The sequence below is a fragment of the Spirillospora sp. NPDC048911 genome (assembly GCF_043198015.1).
Classification (GTDB): Bacteria; Actinomycetota; Actinomycetes; order Streptosporangiales; family Streptosporangiaceae; genus Spirillospora.
This window is the reverse complement of the sequence record NZ_JBICUD010000003.1, coordinates 190,362-211,663: the sequence shown is the minus strand read 5'-3', so window position 1 is coordinate 211,663 and position 21,302 is coordinate 190,362. Positions and strand designations below refer to the sequence as shown.

18 protein-coding genes are annotated in these 21,302 nt (G+C 71.9%); 12 read left to right on the top strand and 6 right to left on the bottom strand.

Annotation, left to right across the window (positions count from 1 at the left end; translation table 11 throughout):
* Positions 1-6: 6 nt before the first annotated feature.
* Positions 7-207 (bottom strand): MbtH family protein, encoded by a 201-nt coding sequence (locus ACGFNU_RS15180; protein WP_392593860.1) that lies wholly within the window; start codon positions 205-207, stop codon positions 7-9.
* A gap of 149 nt (positions 208-356) precedes the next feature.
* On the opposite strand from ACGFNU_RS15180, the gene ACGFNU_RS15175 reads away from it, so the two are divergent.
* Positions 357-3,431, top strand: a complete 3,075-nt coding sequence (locus ACGFNU_RS15175) for a type I polyketide synthase (RefSeq protein WP_392593859.1) — start codon at positions 357-359, stop codon at positions 3,429-3,431.
* Positions 3,432-3,433: 2 nt separating this feature from the next.
* Positions 3,434-4,273 (top strand): thioesterase II family protein, encoded by an 840-nt coding sequence (locus ACGFNU_RS15170; protein WP_392593857.1) that lies wholly within the window; start codon positions 3,434-3,436, stop codon positions 4,271-4,273.
* Between the two features lie 76 nt (positions 4,274-4,349).
* Here ACGFNU_RS15170 and ACGFNU_RS15165 read toward each other — a convergent pair whose 3' ends face one another.
* The 4 genes from ACGFNU_RS15165 to ACGFNU_RS15150 form a co-directional block, all read right to left on the bottom strand.
* Positions 4,350-5,252, bottom strand: a complete 903-nt coding sequence (locus ACGFNU_RS15165; RefSeq protein WP_392593856.1) for a BTAD domain-containing putative transcriptional regulator — start codon at positions 5,250-5,252, stop codon at positions 4,350-4,352.
* Positions 5,249-6,796, bottom strand: coding sequence for a long-chain-fatty-acid--CoA ligase (locus ACGFNU_RS15160; RefSeq protein ID WP_392593854.1), 1,548 nt, complete (start codon positions 6,794-6,796; stop codon positions 5,249-5,251). Before ACGFNU_RS15160 ends, ACGFNU_RS15165 begins: the two co-directional genes overlap by 4 nt.
* Positions 6,797-6,879: 83 nt before the next feature.
* A complete protein-coding gene (locus tag ACGFNU_RS15155) occupies positions 6,880-7,197 on the bottom strand; it encodes an acyl carrier protein (protein ID WP_392593853.1) in 318 nt (105 codons plus the stop codon).
* A gap of 491 nt (positions 7,198-7,688) precedes the next feature.
* Positions 7,689-8,684 carry a LacI family DNA-binding transcriptional regulator gene (locus ACGFNU_RS15150; RefSeq protein ID WP_392593851.1) on the bottom strand — a complete coding sequence of 332 codons (996 nt, stop codon included), beginning with the start codon at positions 8,682-8,684 and terminating at the stop codon, positions 7,689-7,691.
* Positions 8,685-8,805: 121 nt separating this feature from the next.
* Between ACGFNU_RS15150 and ACGFNU_RS15145 the strand changes: the two genes are divergently transcribed.
* From ACGFNU_RS15145 to ACGFNU_RS15100, 10 genes are all read left to right on the top strand, one after another.
* The gene (locus ACGFNU_RS15145; protein ID WP_392593849.1) at positions 8,806-10,764 is read left to right on the top strand and encodes a primary-amine oxidase; all 1,959 of its coding nucleotides are present in this window, start codon (positions 8,806-8,808) and stop codon (positions 10,762-10,764) included.
* A gap of 70 nt (positions 10,765-10,834) precedes the next feature.
* Positions 10,835-12,445 carry an ABC transporter substrate-binding protein gene (locus ACGFNU_RS15140; protein ID WP_392593847.1) on the top strand — a complete coding sequence of 537 codons (1,611 nt, stop codon included), beginning with the start codon at positions 10,835-10,837 and terminating at the stop codon, positions 12,443-12,445.
* A 3-nt stretch (positions 12,446-12,448) separates the two neighbouring features.
* Positions 12,449-13,414, top strand: coding sequence for an ABC transporter permease (locus ACGFNU_RS15135; protein ID WP_392593845.1), 966 nt, complete (start codon positions 12,449-12,451; stop codon positions 13,412-13,414).
* Positions 13,414-14,244, top strand: a complete 831-nt coding sequence (locus ACGFNU_RS15130; RefSeq protein ID WP_392593843.1) for an ABC transporter permease — start codon at positions 13,414-13,416, stop codon at positions 14,242-14,244. Before ACGFNU_RS15135 ends, ACGFNU_RS15130 begins: the two co-directional genes overlap by 1 nt.
* A complete protein-coding gene (locus tag ACGFNU_RS15125; RefSeq protein WP_392593841.1) occupies positions 14,241-15,227 on the top strand; it encodes an ABC transporter ATP-binding protein in 987 nt (328 codons plus the stop codon). The genes ACGFNU_RS15130 and ACGFNU_RS15125 overlap by 4 nt, the downstream gene beginning before the upstream one ends.
* Positions 15,224-15,973: an ABC transporter ATP-binding protein gene (locus ACGFNU_RS15120; protein ID WP_392593839.1), complete on the top strand. Its 750-nt coding sequence runs from the start codon at positions 15,224-15,226 to the stop codon at positions 15,971-15,973. Before ACGFNU_RS15125 ends, ACGFNU_RS15120 begins: the two co-directional genes overlap by 4 nt.
* On the top strand, positions 15,970-16,968 hold the full coding sequence (locus ACGFNU_RS15115) for a P1 family peptidase (RefSeq protein ID WP_392593837.1): 999 nt from the start codon (positions 15,970-15,972) through the stop codon (positions 16,966-16,968). The genes ACGFNU_RS15120 and ACGFNU_RS15115 overlap by 4 nt, the downstream gene beginning before the upstream one ends.
* 13 nt (positions 16,969-16,981) lie before the next feature.
* Positions 16,982-17,635: an FMN-binding negative transcriptional regulator gene (locus ACGFNU_RS15110; RefSeq protein WP_392593835.1), complete on the top strand. Its 654-nt coding sequence runs from the start codon at positions 16,982-16,984 to the stop codon at positions 17,633-17,635.
* On the top strand, positions 17,632-18,711 hold the full coding sequence (locus tag ACGFNU_RS15105; RefSeq protein ID WP_392593834.1) for a C45 family autoproteolytic acyltransferase/hydolase: 1,080 nt from the start codon (positions 17,632-17,634) through the stop codon (positions 18,709-18,711). Before ACGFNU_RS15110 ends, ACGFNU_RS15105 begins: the two co-directional genes overlap by 4 nt.
* A gap of 32 nt (positions 18,712-18,743) precedes the next feature.
* Complete coding sequence (locus ACGFNU_RS15100; RefSeq protein ID WP_392593832.1) at positions 18,744-20,189, top strand: aldehyde dehydrogenase family protein; 1,446 nt, start codon at positions 18,744-18,746, stop codon at positions 20,187-20,189.
* 15 nt (positions 20,190-20,204) lie between these two features.
* Here ACGFNU_RS15100 and ACGFNU_RS15095 read toward each other — a convergent pair whose 3' ends face one another.
* Positions 20,205-21,263: an NAD-dependent epimerase/dehydratase family protein gene (locus tag ACGFNU_RS15095; protein WP_392593830.1), complete on the bottom strand. Its 1,059-nt coding sequence runs from the start codon at positions 21,261-21,263 to the stop codon at positions 20,205-20,207.
* Between the last annotated feature and the right edge of the window lie 39 nt (positions 21,264-21,302).

The following is a 21,302-nucleotide window of genomic DNA, read 5'->3' as shown; positions in this document are numbered from 1 at the left end:
GCGCGCTCACCCGGGGACCTGGCTTCTCGGCGTGATGTCCGTCCAGTTCGCCGCGACGTAGTCCAGGCATTCCTGCCGCCCGCCGCCGCCGAACGCCACCTGCCAGCCGGACGGAACGTCGATGAATTCCGGCCACAGCGAATGCTGGCCCTGGTCATTGACCAGAACGAGATATTCGGCTTCCTCGTTTTCAAAAGGATCGGCCACGAGTGCGCTCCAGGGTGATTGTCGCAATCTTCTTTTTCGTCCTCGTGGATCCTCGCAGAGGCTTCTGATCGCCCGCTGACGGCCTTCTGACGCGCCGCCGTCAGCGGTGAAACAGCTGCGCATCAGGGTCGGCTGGCATATTGGCCCGCATGACGATCGAAGCTGAGCTTGGCGCGGCACGTGAGATCATCCGCGAGTACGAGTCGCAGCTCCAGCGGCTGCACGAGCCCATCGCGATTGTGGGAATCGGCCTCCGGATGCCGGGCGGCAGCACGACCCTCGGCGCCTTCGCCGAGTATCTCGGCTCGGGAAAGTCCGCGATCATGTCCATTCCATCGGACCGGTGGAACGCCGCCGAATTCACTGGGTCCAATGGTGAGGGAAACGGTCGAATAAGCTCCGCAAGCGGTGGTTTCCTGACGGGAATCGACCAGTTCGACGCCCCGTTCTTCAACATCTCCCCGAAGGAGGCGCGCTGCATCGACCCGCAGCAGCGCCTGGCCCTGGAAACGTCATGGGAGGCGCTGGAGAACGCCAATATCGACCCCACCGGGCTGCGGCGCGGCAACGTCGGGGTCTATTTCGGCGCCAGCGCCCTGGACTTCGCGTGGGAGATCGGGGCACTCGCCGCCGAGGACATGGACGGGTACCTCGCCGGCGGGGTCCTGAACGCGGCCGTCGCGGGGCGGGTCTCCTACTTCCTGGGCGCGCGCGGTCCGTGCATGTCGGTCGACACCGCCTGCTCGTCGTCGCTGGCCGCTCTGCACCTCGCGGTCGGCGGCCTGCGCGGCCGCGAATGCGAGCTCGCGCTGTGCGGTGGCGTCGGCATCATCCACCACCCGTACAGCAGCGTGCTGCTCACCGACATGCAGGCGCTCTCAGCCGACGGGCGATGCAAGACCTTCGACGAGTCCGCCGACGGCTACGGCCGCGCCGAAGGGTGCGCCGTGGTCGTGCTCAAGCGGCTCAGCGACGCCGAGCGGGACGGTGACACCGTGCTGGCGCTGGTCCGCGGCACCGCGGTCCGGCAGGACGGCGAGAGCGCCGGATTCACCGCCCCCAACGGCCTCGCGCAGGAGGCGCTCATGCGCGCCGCGCTGGCCGGCGCGAACCTCGAACCCGGTGACATCCAGTACGTCGAGGCCCACGGGACCGGCACGCCCCTCGGCGACCCGATCGAGATGGCCTCGATCGCCGAGGTCTTCGGCCCGTCGCACAGCGCGGACGATCCGCTGCTGGTCGCTTCGCTCAAGACCAACGTCGGGCACATGGAGGCCGCGGCCGGCATCGGCGGCGTGGTCAAGACGGTGCTGCAGATGCGCTACGGCACCGTGTTCCCGCATCTCCACCTGGACAAGCCCTCCAGCCGCATCGCCTGGGAGACCTGGCCGGTCCGCGTTCCCACCCGGCCGGAGCCGTGGCGGGCCGACGTCCGCCGCGGGCTGGTGAACTCGTTCGGGTTCACCGGGACGATCGCCTCGGCAGTTCTGGAAGAGGCGCCGAGGAAGGCGCCCTCGGTCACCCGGACGCCTGAATCCGGCGACGCTCACGTGCTGACCATCTCCGCCAAGTCGGTCCCGGCGCTCGCCGGGCAGATCCGGGCCTACCAGGGGTGGGCGGCCGGCCGGTCCGGCCTCGACATCGCCGCTCTGTGCCACACCGCCAACGTCGGCCGTGCCCATTTCCGTCATCGGGTGTCGGGCGTGGTGACCGGGTCCGACGACCTCGCCGCCAGGCTCGAAGAGATGCTGGCCACCGTGGAGCGCGGCGGGCCGCCCGGCGGCGCCCGCAAGGTCGGGTTCCTCTTCTCGGGCCTGAACCCCCTGAGCCCCGGCATGGGCGCCGCGCTGTACCGGCGGCACCCCGTGTTCGCCGAGGAACTGGACGCCTGCGACGAAGTGCTGACCCCGCTCGCCGGCCGCCCGATCAAGAGCATGGTGCTGGGGACCTGCGGAACCGAGGACGCCGAGGCGCTCGACCTGGCCCGGTACGGGCAGCCCGTCCAGTTCGCGATCGAGTACGCGCTCGCCCGCCTCTGGATGTCGTGGGGGGTCAGGCCGACCACCGTCGCGGGCCACAGCATGGGAGAGGTCGCGGCGGGAGCGGTGGCCGGACTGTTCGGCCTCGCGGACGCCGCCAAGCTGATCACGGTGCGGGCGCGGCTGATGGACTCGGTGCGCACTCCCGGCCGCATGGTGTCCGTCGGGGCCGGCGCGGACGCGGTCGCCCCGATGCTGGCCGCCTACCCGGATGTCGCCGTCGCCGCCATCAACGCGCCTCAGCAATGCGTCATCTCCGGCGGGCGCGACTCCCTGGCGGCGATCACCGCCGAGCTGGCCGCGCGGGACATCGAGTTCGCGCACCTCACGGTGTCGCAGGCGTCCCATTCGCCCCTGATGGCCGAGGTGACCGAGGAACTGCGGGAGGCGCTCGACGGCGTCCGGTTCACCGAGCCCGCGATCACCCTCGTGTCGGCGCTGACCGGCGAGGTCGCCAGGAAGAGCGACTTCTCCGCCGACTACTGGGTCCGCCATATCTCCGAACCGGTGAACTTCATGGCCGCCATGCGGGCGCTGGACCGGCGCGGCAAACACCTCTTCGTCGAGGTCGGCCCGTCCGCGACGCTGACGTCGCTGGGCAAGCGCTGCGTCCCGCCCGGCAGGCACGTCTGGCTGGCCAGCATGCACTCGTCCGACCGGGACGGCCGGGTGCTGCTCGAATCGGTCGCGAAGGCCTACGCGGCCGGTCAGCCGATCTCGTGGCCCGACTTCCACCGGGGGCGCCCTGGGCGGAAGATCAACCTTCCGACGTACGCGTTCGATCGCAGGCCGTACCGGCTGCCGCTCGGCCCGGCGGGGGAATCCCCCGCGGCCCCAGCCCGTCCCGCCGTCGAGGCGGACGCGGGCCAGGCCGCTCCGCGACCGGCCGCCCTCACCGAGGCGGCGCCGCCGGCGCCGGTCCCGGAAGGCGCCGAACGCCGCACGGCGATCACCGAGCTGGTCCGCACGACGGTCGCCGCGGTGCTGGGGTACTCCGACCTCGCCGATGTCGGGGCCGACGTCGACTTCACCGACCTGGGGATGGACTCGCTCCTCGCGGTCAGGATCCGCAAGGAGCTCTGCGCGGCGCTGCCGGTCTCGTTCGCCACGCCAGAGATCTTCAACAACCCGACGCCCCGCGCGCTCGCCGAGTTCCTCGACGGGCTGCCGGAGAAGGTGGGATGACGATGGGCACGACGGAGAACACGGGAACGACGGAGAACACGGGCACGACGGAGAACACGGGCACGACGGAGAACACGGCCGTCTCGGCGGGCCGCTGGTTCAGCCCCGCACAGCCGCCGGGGGAGGCCTCGATCCGTCTGTTCCTGATGCCGCACGCGGGCAGCGGGGCGGCCGCCTACCGGGGCTGGACCCGCCTGCTGCCCGCGGAGATCGGCGCCCAGGCGCTGACGCTGCCCGGGCGGCAGAGCCGGCGCGCCGAGCCGCTGCCCGCCGACTGGGAGTCGCTCCTCGACGACCTTCATCGCGCCGTGCTGGAGACGGTGGACGACGAGCGCCCGTACGCGTTCTTCGGGCACTGCATCGGCGCCATGCTCGCCTACCGGCTGGCCGTCCGGCTCGAAGCCGACGGCGATCCGCCGCCGTCGCTGCTCGGCATGTCGGGCTGGTCGCCGAAGGGCTTCTTCCAGGCTCCCCCGGGGCACGAGAAGCTGTCGATGGACGAGTTCGGCGGGCTGTTCAAGGATCTCGGCGCCTTCCCGAAGGAGCTCTGGGACGACCCGGACATGGTGGAGCTGGTCATGCCGCCGGTGATCGCGGACTTCCGTATCGCGGTGCAGTACGAGGACGACGGGGCCGTGGTGGAGTGCCCGCTGGTGTCCTACGCCGGCGGCTCGGACCCGCTGCTGGTCGAGCCGGACGCGATGACGGCCTGGACGGGGCGCAGCCGCCGGTATCTGGGCCACCAGGAGTATCCAGGCGGGCATTTCTATGTGGGCGAGCACGCCGCGGCCGTCATGTCGGACTTCGGCCGGCGCCTGATGAGGATCACCGGCGATCGCTAGCCGTGCCCGGTCATGATCTCGACGATATGGGGGGAGCGGGGAGGTCGACCATGACCGAGCACGGCCGGGCATGCCGTCAGGCGCGCAGCACCGCGTGGTCGGCGCCCAGCCGGAGCGCCGGGTGGTGGTTGAGGATGGCGTTGAAGAGATTGCGCAACGTGATGGTCGGCTCGACGCCGAGCTCGTCGTCGAGCCGGTCGCGCATCCGGAGATAGGAGCTGAGGGCCCGTGCCTGCTGCCCGGACCGGTAGAGCGCGATCATCAGCTGCTCGCAGAAGCGCTCGTTGAGCGTCGGCGCCTCGACCAGCTCCGACAACATCGGGATGATGTCGGTGTGCCGCCCGGTCCGGAGCTCCAGATCGAACAGCGTCTCCAGCGCCACCAGCCGGGCGGTCTCGTAGCGCTGCGCGACCGTGCGGCACAACGATCCCTGGGTCACCAGGCCGAAGGCTTTGCCACGCCACAGTGAGAGCGCGTCGCGCAGCGCGTCGGCCGCCGTTCTCGGATCGGTGGCGCCGAGCAGCCGGGCCTTGTCGAATTTGCGCATGAACACTTTCGCGTCCACTTTTTCATCGTCGGTCTGCAGGCAGTATCCGGAATGCTCGACGATGAGCCCGGTGGACCGGTCGTCGGCGACGGCGTCGATCCGCCGCCGCAGCCTGCTGATATGCGCCTGCAGCGCGTTCTCCCAGTGCGGCGGGGGCGAGTCTCCCCACAGCTCCGCGACCAGTAAGTCCACTGACACTGGAACTCCCTCGGCGGCCAGGAGCGTCGCGAGCAGTGCTCGCTGAAGCGTTCCCGATATGTTCACGAGACGATTGGCGGACCGGCATTCCAGCGGTCCGAGGACGAAGAATTCGATCAAGTGAAGCTCCCCCTTTGCCGATTTCTCAGCGAACTCCCCATCGCGGCGATGGCCGGAATGGGGACCCCCGATCTGGTGCGTCCGGACCTCGCTGTCCGGCGCGCTCCCGTTCATCGCGCTTCCGCGCGCAGCATCCGGCGCAGGATCTTGCCGGTCGGATTGCGGGGCAGTCCGGCCACGAAGTCGTACCGGGTGGGAATCTTGAAGTCGGCGATCCTGCCGCGCAGGAACACCCTGAGGTCCCGCGCGGTCGCCCGCTGGTCTCCGTGGAACACGACCACGGCCTTGACGCCCTGGCCCCAGCGCTCGTCGGGCACGCCCACGACGGCGACCTCGGCGATCGCGGGGTGTTCGGCCAGCGCCATCTCGACCTCGACGGGATAGATGTTCTGGCCGGCGACGATGATGGTGTCGTCCAGCCGGTCGAGGACGAACAGGTAGCCGTCCTCGTCGAGGTAGCCCGCGTCCGGCATGCGCAGCCAGCCGTCCGCGAACGCCTCCGTGGTCGCCTCCGGCCGCCGCCAGTACTCGATGAAGAGGGCGGGGGTCCGGGCGTGGATCTGCCCGACCCGGCCGGCGGGGAGGATCTCCCCGTCGCGGCCCACGATCCGCACCTCGTTGCCCGGGCAGGGCACCCCGACCGAGCCCAGCCGCGGATTGTCCGGCGTGTGCTCCGCGGGAGCCAGGCACGTCACCACGCTGCCCGATTCAGCCGCCGCGTACATCTGCGCGAGCTCGCAGTCCAGCCGCTCCATGCACCGGCGCAGCAGCGCCGGTGCGATCGCCGACCCCCCGTAGATCATCTTGCGCAGCGAGGCGAACGCCTCGGGCGTGGCGCCGGGCTCGGCCAGCAGCATCCGCAACATCGCCGGAGCCGCCTGCATGACCGTGATCCCGTCCTCGTGGACGCGCTTCACCGCCTCCTCCGGGACGAACATCCGCATGACCACGTTCGTGCAGCCGGCGGCGAACCCGACCATGAACCAGCCCATGCCCGCCGAGTGCAGGCTGGAGAAGCAGCTCATCGAGCGGTCCTCGGGGTGCCAGTCGTACCAGTCGAGCCCCGCCCGGGTCATGTGGTCCATCAGGGTGAAGTACGTGCGGTGGGCCAGCACGACGCCCTTGGGCAGGCCGGTCGTCCCGCTGGTGTACATCTGCACGACGGCGTCGTCGCGCCCGGTGCCGGGATCGAGATCGGTCTCGGGATGACCGGCCCGCCAGCCCAGGAAGCCGTCGGCGAGCGACCCGGGAGTGTCCATCTCGATGATCGTGCGCAGCGCGGGCAGGACGGGCCGCAGCCGGTCGGCGACGGGCCGGAACTCGCGCTCGGCGAACAGCAGCTCGGCGCCGGAGTCGCGCAGCACGTGGTCCACCTCGCGCGCGGTCAGCCGCCAGTTGATCGGCACGAGCACGGTCCCGCTCTTGGCGCAGCCGAGCGCGATCTCGAAGTAGTGCTCGGACTCGCGGCCGAGGTAGGCGACCCGCGCTCCCCGGCGCAGTCCCTCGGCGAGCAGCGCGTGCGCGGTCTGGTTGCTGCGGCGGTGCAGCTCCGCATAGGTCACCTCGCGCCCCTCGCACCGGACGGCCGGATGGCCGGGGCGCCGCCGGGCATGCTCGGCGGACCGGGCGGTGAGCGTCTGCGGATTCGGGTTGTTCACGACCTGGCGTCCCTTTCCTCTGCTGCCCGCTAGGCCGATAGCGGCAGTGATTCACTGGAGCGGGGCACTGACCGGCCCGCTCCTCAATCTGTCGGCATTGACAGGGAGCCGAAGAGGTCCGCGAGGACCTCGTCGGCCAGATAAGACAGGAGCCGTTCCATGGTCGGGCTGTTGAAAAGCACATTCGTGCTCACCGGGCGGCCGAGCTGCGTTTCGAGTCGTTCCTTGATCTCCGTGAGTCCGAGCGAGGTGAAACCGAGCTCGAAATAGCTCATATCGAGCGGGAGTTCGTCGTCCTCCGTCATCATCAGGGTCGTCTTGAATTCCGTGATGACGAGTTCTTCGAGCTCTCCGCGCCGCTCGGACGGTGGGAGTTCGTGCAGCCTCTCGATCGCCAGCATATTCTCTTTCTTCTCTATTAACATTTAGCGTTCCGGCATTGCTTTCTCACTTTCTACAGGGAACCTAACCCGAGTTGCTGACGCCGAACTGACGCCGCATTGAGCCCACTTCACACCCGCGTGGGACCTGGGGAGCGCCTGATCGCAGGCTCACGCACGCGCGGGGGTGCGAAGGTGCCGATGGGCGGGCCGTGTCAGGCCGGCGTAATTCCCAGCGCAACAGAAGAGCCCCCCGCCCTCGTCTCCGCCACTGCTCATCGGCCTGCGCGGGGGACGCCGTTGGCCAGGCCCATCTCCTGGCTCACGGATGCCGGGGCCGTCCGGTTCGATGCCGGCGCTCAATGACCGGATACGGCCGCTGGTTCCGCCCCCGTGAGCGGCCCCGAGCGGGCTAACGTCCCGGCCTCGGTCTGCGGGTGTTCTCTGGTGTTGGCGGTCACGGAGTAGATTCGCGCGACGCCCCGGGGACGGATGATCTGAGTTCGTACGGTCTACGCCGTGGCGCCGCGGGTCGAGGCGCGGACGATGAGCTCTATCGGGTGCGAGCGTTCGCTGCCGGGCGGGGCGTCACCGTTGAGGATCTCGAAGAGCAGCTCGGCGCAGGCGGCGCCGGCCTCGCGGGGGTGCAGGTCGACGGCGGTGATCGGCGGATCGGCCGCGCGCATGCTCGGGCCCTCGACGCAGGAGGCGAGCAGCAGGTCGGTGCCGGCCCGGAGCCCGGCCTCGCTCAGGACCGGCTGGAGCTGGGCGGCGGAGCCGGCGGGCGCGCAGATCAGGGCGTCGGGGCGGGGGTCGGTGGCCAGCAGCGCACGGGCCACGGCGCGGGTCTCGTCGTAGGAGACGTCGAAGGGGACCGTGCCCACGACGGAGGCCGCGCCGTGCCGGGCGCACCATTCGTCGTAGCCGCGCCGGATGCCGGCGGCCCAGTCGCTCTCGCCGCCCGCCACGATGAGGGCGGGCCGGGAGGCGCCGCGTTCGCGCAGGTGGTCGAGCATCTCGCCCAGCATCGCGGCGTGATCGGACACCACCACGCCGTCGGCCGTCCCGTCGCCGCGGAAACGCTCGCCGGTGACCGTCGGCAGGCCGGCGCGCATCAGCCGCTCGACGACGGGGTCGCCGTCGAGCGGGTCGCCCAGGATCAGGCCGTCGACGCGGGGCACCCGCGAGGACGGGCCGGAGGTGATGAGCGTCAGGTCGTGGTCGTGGGCGGCGGCCGCCTCGACGACCCCGAACACGAACCGCATGTAGTAGTCCGAGCGGGTGAGGACCTCGGGCACGTGCAGCCCGATCGCGCCGGTGCTGGCCCGGCGCAGGTGGCGGGCCGAGCCGTTGGGGACGTAGCCGAGCTCGGCGGCGGCCTCCAGGACCACGGCGCGGGTCTGCGCCGAGACCCGTCCCGAGCTCCGCAGAGCGTCCGAGGCGGTGGTCTTGGAGACGCCCGCGCGCTCGGCGACGGTCAGGAGGGTGACGGGGCGGGTCGGGGACACGGCGTCATCGTAACCGTCCCGGCGGGGCCCGGTGATCCGGGGCGGGGGTCTTGCCGGAACGTTCCGGCATCCCCTACCGTGCTCCCACTGCCGGAACGTTCCGGCATGATCGGAGGAAACGATGGGGTCCCACGGTTCGACGGGGCGGATGCTCGGCGCGGGCGACCGCTCCCATCCGCTGGATCCGCTGAGCCCGCAGGAGTTCGGCGACATCCAGGAGATCCTGGCGGCCGGGGGAGTGGCCACCGGCACCACCAGGATCGCCTACGTGGGGCTGGAGGAGCCGCCCAAGCAGGCCGTCCTGAGCGGGGCCGAGACCGCGCGGCGGGCGCGCGTCCTGCTGATCGACGCCGCGACCGGCGCCGCCGAGGACGTGATCGTCTCCATCGGGGACCGCCGGGTGGACGAGCGCAGGCCGCTCGACCCGGTCACCGACGGGCAGGTCCCGCTGCTCACCGGCGACCACGCGCTGGTGCGGCGCGTCCTGCGCGAGGACGAGGGCTGGGCCAAGGCGCTCGCGGCGCGCGGGATCACCGACCAGGACACCGTCTACCTCGCCGCCCTGTCGGCCGGCCACTTCGGCCTCCCCGCCGAGCCGGGCCGCCGGCTGGCACGGGTGCTGGCGCACCGGCAGCCCACGCCCGAGAGCCTGCCGTGGGCGTACCCGATCGACGGGCTGGTCGCGTTCGTCGACCTCATCGCCGGGGAGGTCCTGGAGATCGTCGACACCGGACCGCAGCCGGTGCCGGAAGAGTCCGGCGACTACCACCTCCCCGAGGTCGCGGGCCCGCCGCGCACCACGCAGAAGCCGATCGAGATCACCCAGCCCGAGGGGCCGAGCTTCCAGGTCGACGGGCCCCTGGTCACCTGGGAGAAGTGGAGCCTGCGGCTCGGCTACGACATGCGCGAGGGCCTGGTCCTGCACCAGGTCGGGTTCGACGACCAGGGCCGGACGCGGCCGGTGGTCTACCGCGCCTCGGTCGCCGAGATGATCGTCCCGTATGCCGACCCGGGCCCGATCCGGTTCTGGCAGACCTACTTCGACACCGGCGAATACCAGCTCGGGCGGCTGGCCAACGCGCTGGAGCTGGGCTGCGACTGCCTGGGCGACATCACCTACTTCGACGTCACGGTGGCCGGTGACGACGGTCGGCCGATGGTGCTGCCGAACGCGATCTGCATGCACGAGGAGGACTACGGCGTCCTCTGGAAGCACACCGATCCGGCCAACGGCTCCAGCGAGACCCGGCGCCAGCGCCGGCTGGTCATCTCCTTCTTCGTCACCGTCGGCAACTACGACTACGGCTTCTACTGGTACCTCTACCTGGACGGCACGATCGAGCTGGAGGTCAAGGCCACCGGCATCGTCTTCACCGGGGCCTACGACGAGCGGGTGGCGCCGTACGCGTCGCAGCTCGCCCCGGGCCTCGCCGCGCCGTACCACCAGCACCTGTTCGGCGCGCGGCTGGACATGATGGTGGACGGCCTGGAGAACGCCGTCGAAGAGGTGGACGTCGTCCCCATCCCCAGCGGGGAGGGGAACCCGTACGGCAACGCCTTCGGCCGTGCCGCCACGAGGCTGCGCACCGAGCACGAGGCTCGGCGGGACGCCGACCCCGTCCGCAACCGGGCCTGGCACGTCGTCAACCCGTCGGTCACCAACCGGCTGGGGGAGCCCGTCGGGTACGCGCTGCACCCGGAGGCGGGCCCGGCCCTCATGGCCGACCCGGGGTCGCCGATCGCGTCCCGCGCCGGCTTCGCGGCCCACCACCTGTGGGTGACCCGGCACGACCCCGCCGAGCGCTACCCGGCCGGCGATCTGCCCAACCAGCATCCTGGCGGGGCGGGGCTGCCGGCGTACGCGGCCGCCGGGCGCGACATCGACGGCCAGGACATCGTCCTGTGGCACACCTTCGGCCTGACCCACTTCCCCCGCCTGGAGGACTGGCCGATCATGCCGGTCGACACCTGCGGTTTCACGCTCAAGCCGGCCGGCTTCTTCGACCGCAACCCCACGCTGGACGTCCCGCCGAGCGCCTCGGCCTGCTGCGGCGGCGGCGAGGCGTGCCACTGCCACTGAACGCCCACCCGCCTTTGAACGCCCACCCGCCACTGACCCCGTTCGCACGAATCCTCTGGAGATGGTGCTCATGCGCCACGCGAAACTGGCCGCCTGCGGCGCCGCGGCCCTGATGCTCACCGCGGCCTGCACGGCCGGCGAGACGACCACGGCAGGGAACGCCGGCGGCAAGAACGGCTACGCGGCCGTCGCCGACACCGCGCTCCCCGCGGGCGGCGTCCTGAAGCTGCAGACGCACGTCGACACCGGCGCGGCGACCGGGCTCGACCCGCAGATGGCCGACGTGGCGACGTCCTGGCAGCTGATGTCCCTCGTCTACGAGACGCTGGTGACGGTCGGGCCGGACTTCTCGATCCAGCCGCTGCTGGCCGAGCGGTGGGAGACCCCCGACCCGAAGACCTACGTCTTCCACCTGCGCGAGGGCGTCACCTTCTCGAACGGCCGCGCGATGACGGCCGACGACGTGGCCGGCAGCCTGGAGCGGCTGCGCAAGGCCAAGTCGGTGTGGTCGGGCCAGCTCGGGCCGGTCACCTCGGTGCGCAAGACCGGCGACGGCGTCGTCACCGTCAGGCTGAGCGAGCCCTACACCCCGTTCCTGTCGGCGCTGGCCAACGTTCCGGCGGCCGTCCTGCCGATGAAGGAGATCGAGGACGGCTCGGTCAAGCCCAAGGACGAGATGCTCGGCACCGGCCCGTTCACCGTCGCCGCGCACCGCCAGGACGTGTCGTGGAGCTTCAAGCGCAACGCCAAGTACTGGTCGCAGGGCAAGCCGGCGCTGGAAGGGCTGGAGATCAGCATCGCGGCCGACGAGGCCGCGCGGGTCGCCGCGCTGCAGAACGGCCAGGCGTCGATGGCGGTGCTCGGCAACGTCGACTCGCGCACCACGCTCCGCGGCGCCGCGAACGTCCAGGTCGCCGACCAGGCCACCACCGACTACTACTACCTGTTCACCAACACCAGGAAGCCCGGTTCCAAGCTCGCCGACCCGCGTGTGCGGACCGCGCTCAACCTGGCGATGGACCGCGGGCAGATCGCCCAGGTGGCCACCGGCGGGCTCGGCAAGCCGACCGCCGTGACCCCGGCGGGACTGCCGGACGCCTGCGACCCCCAGGCCCTGCCGTCGGCCTCCGGTGACCTGGACAAGGCCCGCGAGCTGCTCAAGCAGGCGGGCGCGCCGAACCTCTCGTTCACCCTCAGCATCTACTCCACCCGGCCGGCCCCGGCGGTGGCGCAGGTGATCCAGCAGAACCTCAAGCGGATCGGCGTCACCGTCAACATCGAGCAGATGGACGAGGCGAGCTGGGCCGGGAAGGTCTACGCCGCCAAGCCCACGTTCGACGCGGGCCTGTCCTGGTTCGCCGGCTACACCGACCCGGCGATGACGATGCGCTGGTGGAACCCCGAGCAGGCGATCTTCAACGCCGCGTTCACGCGGCCGGACAAGGAGCTGAACAAGCTCATCGCCGCCGCGGGCAGGGCCGCCGCCGGAGCCGGGCGCAAGCAGGCCCTGTCGGCCGTCTGCGCGAAGGTCGACGCGGACGCGCAGATGATCCCGCTGGTGACCCGCCCGGCGACGCTGGGATACCGGGCCGACATGGTCAGCCCCGGCCTGTACGCGACCGAGGGCTACGGCAACCTGCTGCGCCTGGTGGCCGACTTCCGCGCGAAGAAGGTCGGCTGAGGCATGCGGCTGCTGCTGTGGTGGGGCGGCCGGGCCCTGGTCTCGGCCGCCACCCTGCTCGGCGTGTCGATCCTGATCTTCGCCGCGGTCCGGATGATGCCCGGCGGGTTCGCCGAGACCGTCCTCGGCCCGTTCGCCACCCCCGAGCAGAAGGCCGCGCTGGCCGAACGCTACGGGCTCGACCAGTCGATACCGGCGCAGTACTGGCACTGGCTGAGCGCGGTCGGCACCGGCGACTTCGGCACCTCGATGATCAGCCGGACGCCCGTCACCGACGAGCTCGGCGCGCGGCTGCCGGTGACGGCGGAGCTGACCCTGCTGGCCATCGCGGTGGCGCTGCTGGCGGGCGTGCCGCTGGGCGTGCTGACCGCCGTCCGGGCGCGACCCGGCGGCGGTGGCGCGGTAGGCCGGCTGCTGAGCGGGCTCGGGGTCAGCGTGCCGGAGTTCGTGCTGGCGGCGCTGACGGTCTTCCTGTTCTCGCGGTACTCGCTCGGGCTGCGGGCGGGCGGCCACGTCCCGTTCACCGAGGACCCGGCCGGCAACCTGCGCGGCATGGCGCTGCCCGCGCTGGTGCTGTCGATCTTCGCGCTGTCGGCCACCGCCCGCACCACCCGGGACGCGGTGCTGAACGTGCTGGTCGAGCCGCACGTCACCGCCGCGGTCGCGCGGGGCGAGCGGCCCGCGTCGATCGTGCTGCACCACGTGCTGCGCAACGCCGCCGCGCCGGTCATCACGCTCACCGCGACCATCGCGGCCTACCTCCTGGGCGGCGCGCTCATCGTGGAGTACGCGTTCAACCTGCCGGGGATCGGGTCGTTCATCGTCCAGGCGATCACCCGGCGCGACTACGCGGTCGTGCAGGCGAGCGTGCTGCTGGCGGCCGCGGTGTTCATCGTCATGAACATGCTGGTCGACCTGGCCGTCGGGCTGATCGACCCGCGGCTGGGCACCGAGGCGGGAGGCAAGTGATGAGGACGGCGATCGCGGGCCTCGACCGGCTGTCGCGGGCGGGGCTGGCCTGCCTGCTGGTCCTCGTCGTGCTTGCGCTGGTCCCGCTGACCGGCCTGGCCGGCGACCCGGAGGCGATCGTCGGCCCCCGGCTCCAGCCGCCCGGACCCGGGTACTGGATGGGCACCGACGACCTCGGCCGCGCGATGTTGCCGCGCGTGCTGGAGGGCATCGGCACCACGCTGCTGCTGTCGTCGCTGGCGGTCGCGGTGACGGCGGTGGTCAGCACCGGGTTCGGCGTTCTGGCCGGGTACCGCGGCGGCGTGGTCAACGGCCTGGTGATGCGGCTGGTGGAGCTGCTGTACGCGTTCCCGGCGATCATCCTGGCGATCCTGGTGGCCGCGGTCATGGGGCCCGGCCGGCCCGCCGCGCTCGCGGCGATCGTGCTGGTCACGATCCCGCTGATGACCCGGCTGGTCCGGGGCGCCGCGGCGGGCGTGGCCGGGCGCGACTACGTGACCTCGGCGGTGATCAGCGGGGCCCGGCTGCCGCGGGTGCTGGGCCGGCACGTGCTGCCGAACGTGGCGGGCACCGTCGCCGTCCAGGGCACGTACGCGCTTTCGGTGGGCATCACGGTGGAGGGCGGGCTGAGCTTCCTCGGGCTGGGGGTGCAGCCGCCGCAGGCCTCGCTCGGCTCGCTGATCGCGGAGGGCACCGGCTACCTCGTGGCCGCGCCGTGGCTGGTGTCCGGGCCGGGCGCGGTGCTGGTGGTGGCGATCCTGTCGATCAACGTGTTCGGGGACGGGCTGCGCGACCGGCTGGAGCCGAGAGAGACGAGGTCACTGGTATGAGTCCGTTGCTGGAGGTGAAGGGGCTGGTCGTGGAGTACCCCGGTGCCGGGGGCGGCGCGGTGCGCGCCCTCGACGGCGCCGACCTGACCGTGGCCGAGGGCGAGACCGTCGGCCTGGTGGGGGAGAGCGGATCGGGCAAGTCCACCCTGGGCTCGGCTGTGGGACGCCTGCTGCCGCGCGCCGCTCAGGTGCGGGATGGCACGGTCGCCGTCGCGGGGGAATCCCTGCTGGAGCTCGGCGCGAAGGAGATCCGCCGCGTCCGCCGCGAGCGGCTCGGGTTCGTCTTCCAGGACCCGATCTCCCACCTCGACCCCACCATGCGTGTCGGTGCCCAGATCAAGAGGGCCGTCAAGGGACGCTCGAAAGGTGACGACCTCGCCGTTCATCTGGAGCGAGTGAAGCTGACCGACGTTCACCGGGTTTCGCGGGCCTACCCGCACGAGCTCTCCGGCGGCATGGCGCAGCGGGTGGCGATCGCGATGGCGATGGCCGCCCGGCCGCGCCTGCTGGTCGCCGACGAGCCGACCGCCGCCCTGGACTCGCAGGTCCGCGAGGACGTTCTGGACGTGGTGTTCGGGCTGGCGGCCGAGGCGGGCACCGGGATCCTGTGGCTCAGCCACGACCTGCCCGCCGTGGCCCGCCGCTGCGACCGGATCGCGGTCATGTACGGCGGCCGCGTCGTCGAGGACGGTCCCGCCGCCGAGGTGCTGGCCCGCCCGTCCCACCCGTACACCGCGGCCCTCGCGCGGTCGGCGCCCGGCAAGGCCGGGCGCGGCGAGCGCCTGGAGCCGGTGCCCGGGCGGCCGCCGGTGCTGGTCGGGGAGCCCGCGGGCTGCGCGTTCGCGCCGCGCTGCCCGATGGCCGACGCCCGTTGCGGCGAGGAACGTCCCGTCCCGGTACGGATCGAGGGCAGGGACGTCCTGTGCCATCGTGCGGAGGAGACCGACGGAGCCGGGGAGATCGTGCCGGCGGTGAAACGATGATCCTCGAACTGGACAAGGTCACCGTGACCTTCACCTCCGGCCCGCCGCTGGCGCGGCGCCGGCTGGACGCGATGAAGAACGTCTCGCTGCACGTCGCGGCGGGGGAGACCCTGGGCGTGGTGGGCGAGTCGGGCTCCGGCAAGACCACCACGAGCCGGGTCGTGCTCGGCCTCCAGCGGCCGACGTCCGGGACGGTCCGCTTCGACGGCGCGCCCTTCCCCAAGCGGCGGCGGGCGCTCGCGGGGCGGATGCAGGCCGTCCTCCAGCACCCGCAATGGTCGCTCAACCCGCGGATGCGGGTCGGGCAGAGCGTCGCCGAGCCGCTGATCGTGCTGGGCGGGCCCGGGAAGGCCGAGGCCATCGGCCGCGCCACCGGCGTGCTGGAACAGGTCGGGCTGGAACGCTCCTTCGCCGACCGCTATCCCCATGAGCTGTCGGGTGGCCAGCGGCAGCGGGTCTCGATCGCCCGCGCGCTGGTCACCCGGCCGGAGTTCCTGGTCTTCGACGAGGCCGTCAGCGCCCTGGACGTCTCGGTCCAGGTGCAGATCCTCAACCTGATCAAGGACCTGCAGGCCGAGTTCGGCTTCGGGGCCCTGTTCATCTCCCATGAGCTCGGCGCGGTCCGCTACGTCGCCGACCGCATCGCGGTCATGCGGGCCGGGCAGGTGGTGGAGACGGCCGACACCGGCGTGTTCTACCGGGGCCCGTCCCACCCGTACTCGAAACAGTTGCTGGAGGCACTTTGACCACCCCGTACGAGCCTCGCCAGGCGATCGTGTCCGCGTACGCGCGGGACGTGGCGAGCAACGCCGGCACGGAGCCGAAGCCGCAGTCCAGCCCGGGCCGCGCGGCGGTGCCGTTCGACATCCCGGGCGTGCTCGTCGGCACCGCCGAGTACGCCGAGGGCCCGACCGGCTGCACCGTCGTGCACGTCCCCGCCGGAGCCCGCACCGCGGTGGACGCGCGCGGCGGGGCGGTCGGCATGAGCGGCGGCTACGCGTTCAACCACGCCATCTGCCTGGCGGGCGGCTCGGTGTACGGGCTGGCCGCGGCGGCGGGAGTGAGCCAGGAACTGCTGGCCCGCCGCCGCAACCGCACCCACTGGGACGACCTCCAGACCGTCTCCGGCGCGGTGATCTACGACTTCTCCGTCCGCGACAACGCGATCCACCCCGACGTGGCGCTCGGCGCCGAGGCGTTGCGCCTCGCCGAGGAGGGCCGCTTCCCGGTCGGGCGGTGCGGCGCGGGCGCCGCCGCGAGCGCGGGCAAGGCCGACTTCGGGCGCGCCGAGCTGGCCGGGCAGGGCGCGGCGTACGGGGAGTTCGGCACGGCCAAGGTGCTGGTCGCCACGGTCGTCAACTCGGTCGGGGTGATCGTCGACCGCGACGGCGCCGTGGTGCGCGGCAACCGCGACGCCGCGACCGGTGTCCGCCGCCACCCCGGCGCCGACTACGCCGAGATGATCGAGAACCCGGCGCCGGGCACGGACGTCATGGGCAACACGACCCTGACCGTGCTGGTCACCAACGTGCGGCTGCCCGACGGAGACCTGAACCAGCTCGCGCGCCAGGTGCACAGCTCGATGCACCGCGGCATCCAGCCGTTCCACACCGCCACCGACGGCGACGTGCTGTTCGCGCTGACGACCGACGAGGTCGAGCTGACCGGCGTCAAGTCCACCGGCCTCGGGGCGCTGGCCTCCGAGGTCGCCTGGGACGCCATCCTGAGCGCGGCAGAGTGAGGCCGGCCCGCTGATGTTCGCCTTCCCCCGGTTCACGGCCGACGATCCCCGGCACGCGTTCGATCTCGTGTGCGACCACCCGTTCGCGCTGGTGGTCAGCGCTCCAGGGGGTGTCCCGGTGGCCACCCACGTCCCCGTCATCATCGAGCACCCGGCCGAGGTGCGAGACACGTTCGAGGGGACGACGCTGCTCGGGCACCTGGCGCGGGTCAATCCGCACTGGTCGCAGATGGAGTCGTCGCCCGAGGCGCTGCTGGTCTTCTCCGGGCCGCACGGATACGTCTCGCCGTCCATGCACGGCGCCGACCCCTCGGTGCCGACCTGGGACTACGCGGCTGTCCACCTCAACGGGACGATCGAGCTGATCACCGACGAGGAGGGACTCCTCGACGTCGTCGAGCGGACCGTCGCGGTCGTCGAAGGGTCCCGGTCGCCGAGCTGGACGCCGAGCGAGAAGTCCCGCGAGAGGTTCCGCTCGATCGTCGGAGGCGTGGTGGCGTTCCGCTTCCATGTGTGCGAGCAGCGGAGCATCTTCAAACTGAGCCAGGACAGGATCTCGCCCTGGGACCGCATCCACGCCGCCTTCTCCGAAGGGCCGGACGCCGACCCCGAACTGGCCGAGCTGATGGGCCGGATCGGCGGCGCGCGAGAGAGTGAACGAGCATGACCCCCTTTCCCACCCACATCTCGGCCAAGACCGATCCGGCGGCGCGCGGCGAGGAGTTCGGCGCGCGCTGGAGCGCCGAGACGCGCGCGGCCTTCGACGGCTACGCGGAGCTGTTCGCGACCGTGGGCGCCACGGACGCGCAGGTCCGCGCCTGGGCCGTCCGCGCCCTGGACCGCACAACGGAATGGGCCCCCGGCCTCGCCGCCGAGATGGCCGGGCTGGCCGCCGGCGCCGGACTGGAGACCTGGCAGATCGCCGCCCTCAACGCGCGCACCGAGATCCTTGCCGCGCTGCGCGACGACGGCGAGGGCGAGTGCTCCACGTCCGTCGTCCTCCCGGCCGGCGGGCCGCCGCGCACCCTGCAGACCTGGGACTGGCTGGCGAGCATGCGCGAGGTGGGCGTGCTGTGGGAGTACGAGGCGCGCCCCGGCCGCCGGGTACGGACGTTCACCGAGTTCGGCGTGCTGGCCAAGATCGGTGTCAATGACGCCGGGCTCGGGGTGCACTTCAACATCCTCAAGCACCTGGCCGACGGCGACGACATCGGCGTCCCCGTCCACCTGCTGGCACGGCGCGTCCTGGACGAGGCGCACGACCTCGACTCGGCCGTCGCGATCGTGCGCGGCGCCCGCACCTCCGCCTCCAGCGTCGTCACCGTGGTCACCTACGACGGGACGCACGCCGACGCGCGCAGCCTGGAGGTCGCGCCCACCGGGCTCGGCGTCGTCGCGCCCGGTCCGGACGGGCTGCTCCTGCACACCAACCACTTCCTCGACCCGGCCCTGGTGCCGGGCGAACGGCTGGGCATCGACCGTCCCGGCACGTACGCGCGGTACGCCCACCTGACCGACCGCGCGCGAGAGCTCTGGGACGCCGACCCGACCGGACGGGCGAAGGCGATGATCGCCCACGCGCCGGAGGGCGCGCCGGTGTGCGCCCACTCCAGCCCCGCCGACCCGCCGGACCAGCGCTGGGACTCGCTGGCCACCATCAGCCTGGACGTGGCGGCCGGCCGGCTGGAGATCCACCGCGGCGGGCCGTGCGATGTCACCCCCGCCACCTGGCAGACCTTCTGACGGAAGCCTTCGAGGGAAGAAAGAGAGAACGCGTGGACCTGCTCAACCTGGTCGGCGGCCGCTGGATCGAGGGATCGGGCGCCGAGTTCGCCGACACCAATCCGGCCCGCCCCGACGAGATCGTGGCGCGCGGCCGGCTCGCCGCCCCGGCCGAGGCGGAGGCCGCGATCGCCGCCGCTGCCGCCGCCGCGCCGGGCTGGGCCGCCACCCCCCACCACGCCCGCGCCGCCGTCCTCACCGAGGCCGCCCGCATCATCGAGGCGAGCGCGGAGGAATGGGGCCGCGAGCTGAGCCGCGAGGAGGGCAAGACCCTCGCCGAGGGCGTCGCCGAGGTCCGCGGCGCGGCGCGCATCCTGCGCTACTACGCGTCCGAGGCCGACCGGGACAGCGGCGAGATCTACCCCTCGCCCCGCGCGGGGGAGAACATCCTCGTCGTCCGCAAGCCGATCGGGGTGGCCGGGGTCATCACCCCGTTCAACTTCCCGATCGCCATCCCCGCGTGGAAGATCGCGCCCGCGCTGACCTACGGCAACACGGTCGTGTGGAAGCCGTCGTCACTCGTCCCGCTGCTGGCCCTGCGCCTGGCCCAGGCCCTGACGGACGCGGGCCTGCCCGCCGGCGTGCTGAACATGGTCTACGGGGAGGGCGACACCGGCGCGGCGATCGTCGGCCACCAGGGCGTGGACGCGGTCTCGTTCACCGGCTCCACCGCGGTCGGGCGGGCCGTCATCGCCCGCTGCGGCGAGCTGGCCAAGCCGGTGCAGACCGAGATGGGCGGCAAGAACGCCTCGATCGTCCTGGCCGACGCCGACCTCGACCACGCCGCAGCGCAGGTCGTCGCGGGGGCGTACAACTCGACCGGGCAGAAGTGCACCGCCACGTCGCGGCTGATCGTCCAGGACGCCGTCGCCGACGATCTGCTGGCCCGCGTGGCCGAGCGCGCCGTGGCCCTGCGCGTCGGCGACCCCCTCGCCGAGGGCGTCCAGATGGGCCCGCTCATCAGCGACACCGCCCGCGACCGCGTCGCCGCCGGAGTCAAGGAGGCGATCGGGGACGGCGCACGACCGCTGGCCGGAGCCGAGCCGTACACCGACGCCGAGCGCGCCGCGGGCTGGTTCAGCCCGCCGACGCTGCTCGACCTTCCCGGCACCGGCCTGGGCTTCTGGCGCCGCGAGCTCTTCGGCCCGGTCGTCGGCGCCGTACGCGCGAGCGACCCCGCCGAGGCGTTCGGCCTGGCCAACCTGAGCGACCACGGCCTGTCGGCCGCCATCTTCACCAGCGACCTCGGCGCCGCACTGAAGGCCGTGGACAACCTGGACGTGGGCGTCCTGCACATCAACTCCGAATCCGCCGGGACCTTCCCCTGGGTTCCGTTCGGCGGGGTCAAGGGAAGCGGCCACGGCCCCAAGGAGCAGGGCCGCGCGGCCCGCGACTTCTACACCCACACCGTCACCGTGTATTTGGGACAACCTGGCTGACCCTGAACCCGGCTGCTACCGCCTGCTTTTGCGTTGGTCACGCCACGCCGAGTAGTGGTCGATGATGGTCTCCTCGAACGGGCGGTAGGCCAGGCCCAGTTCGGTGGTGCTTCGGCGGTTGTCCACCGTGAACCTGATGCCGAGGTGCTTGCGGATGTAGTCCGGGCTCAGCCCGAAGGCGGGCCCCAGTACGCGGACCGTCCAGTGCGGCAGTCTGTGCGCGGGCAGCCGCGGATTTCGCGGGAAGTGCTCCTTGAGGATCCTGGACATCTCCAGGAAGGAGACCATCCGCGGGGCGGCGAGGATGTAGCGGCCGTGGGCGTCGGGCTTCTCGGCGGCCGCGATGTGGGCCGCCGCGACGTCCCTGACGTCGACGACGGTGAAGGAGAAGTCGGGAGCGCCGTAGAAGAAGTAGCCCTTGAACAGTTCGTCGAGGAGGAAGAGGCTGCCCGACTCCGAGGCCGGGGTCAGGGACGGGCCGAGGATCAGGCCCGGATTGACGGCGACCATGCGCCAGCGGTCCTGGGCGTTCGCGGCGTCCCAGGCGGCGTGTTCGGCGACGGTCTTGGCGTAGTGGTAGGGGTTGTTCTCGACGGTGCTGGTGGTGTTGAAGTACTTCTCGGTCAGGACGCCGTTCTCCATCTCCCGGACGTCGGCGTAGTCGCCGAAGACGGCTCCGACGGTCGAGGTGAACACCAGCCTTTCGACCGTCGGCGTCCGCTCGATGCCGGCCACGACGTTCCGCGTGCCGGTCAGAGCCGGCTCCACGACCTGACGCGCGCCGTCCTTGATCTTCTCCGGCATGAGGAACGGCGAGGCCACATGGAAGACCACCTGGCATCCCTGCATCGCCTGGTCGAAGGCCCGGTCGTCCAGCAGATCCGCCTCGAAGAGCTCCAGCCGTCGAGGGAAACGCTCCTGCATGGCACGCAGCGGCGCCACCTTCGCGGCGTCCCCCAGCCGGCGCACCGTGGTGTGAACGCGGTAGTCGCGCTCCAACAGTTCCTGCACCAGCCGGCTGCCGACGAACCCGCTTCCCCCGGTGACCAGTACGACCTGCCCGCTCTCGCCCACCCGCTCCTCCTCCTGCCGTCCGACCGACTTGATCGAGGA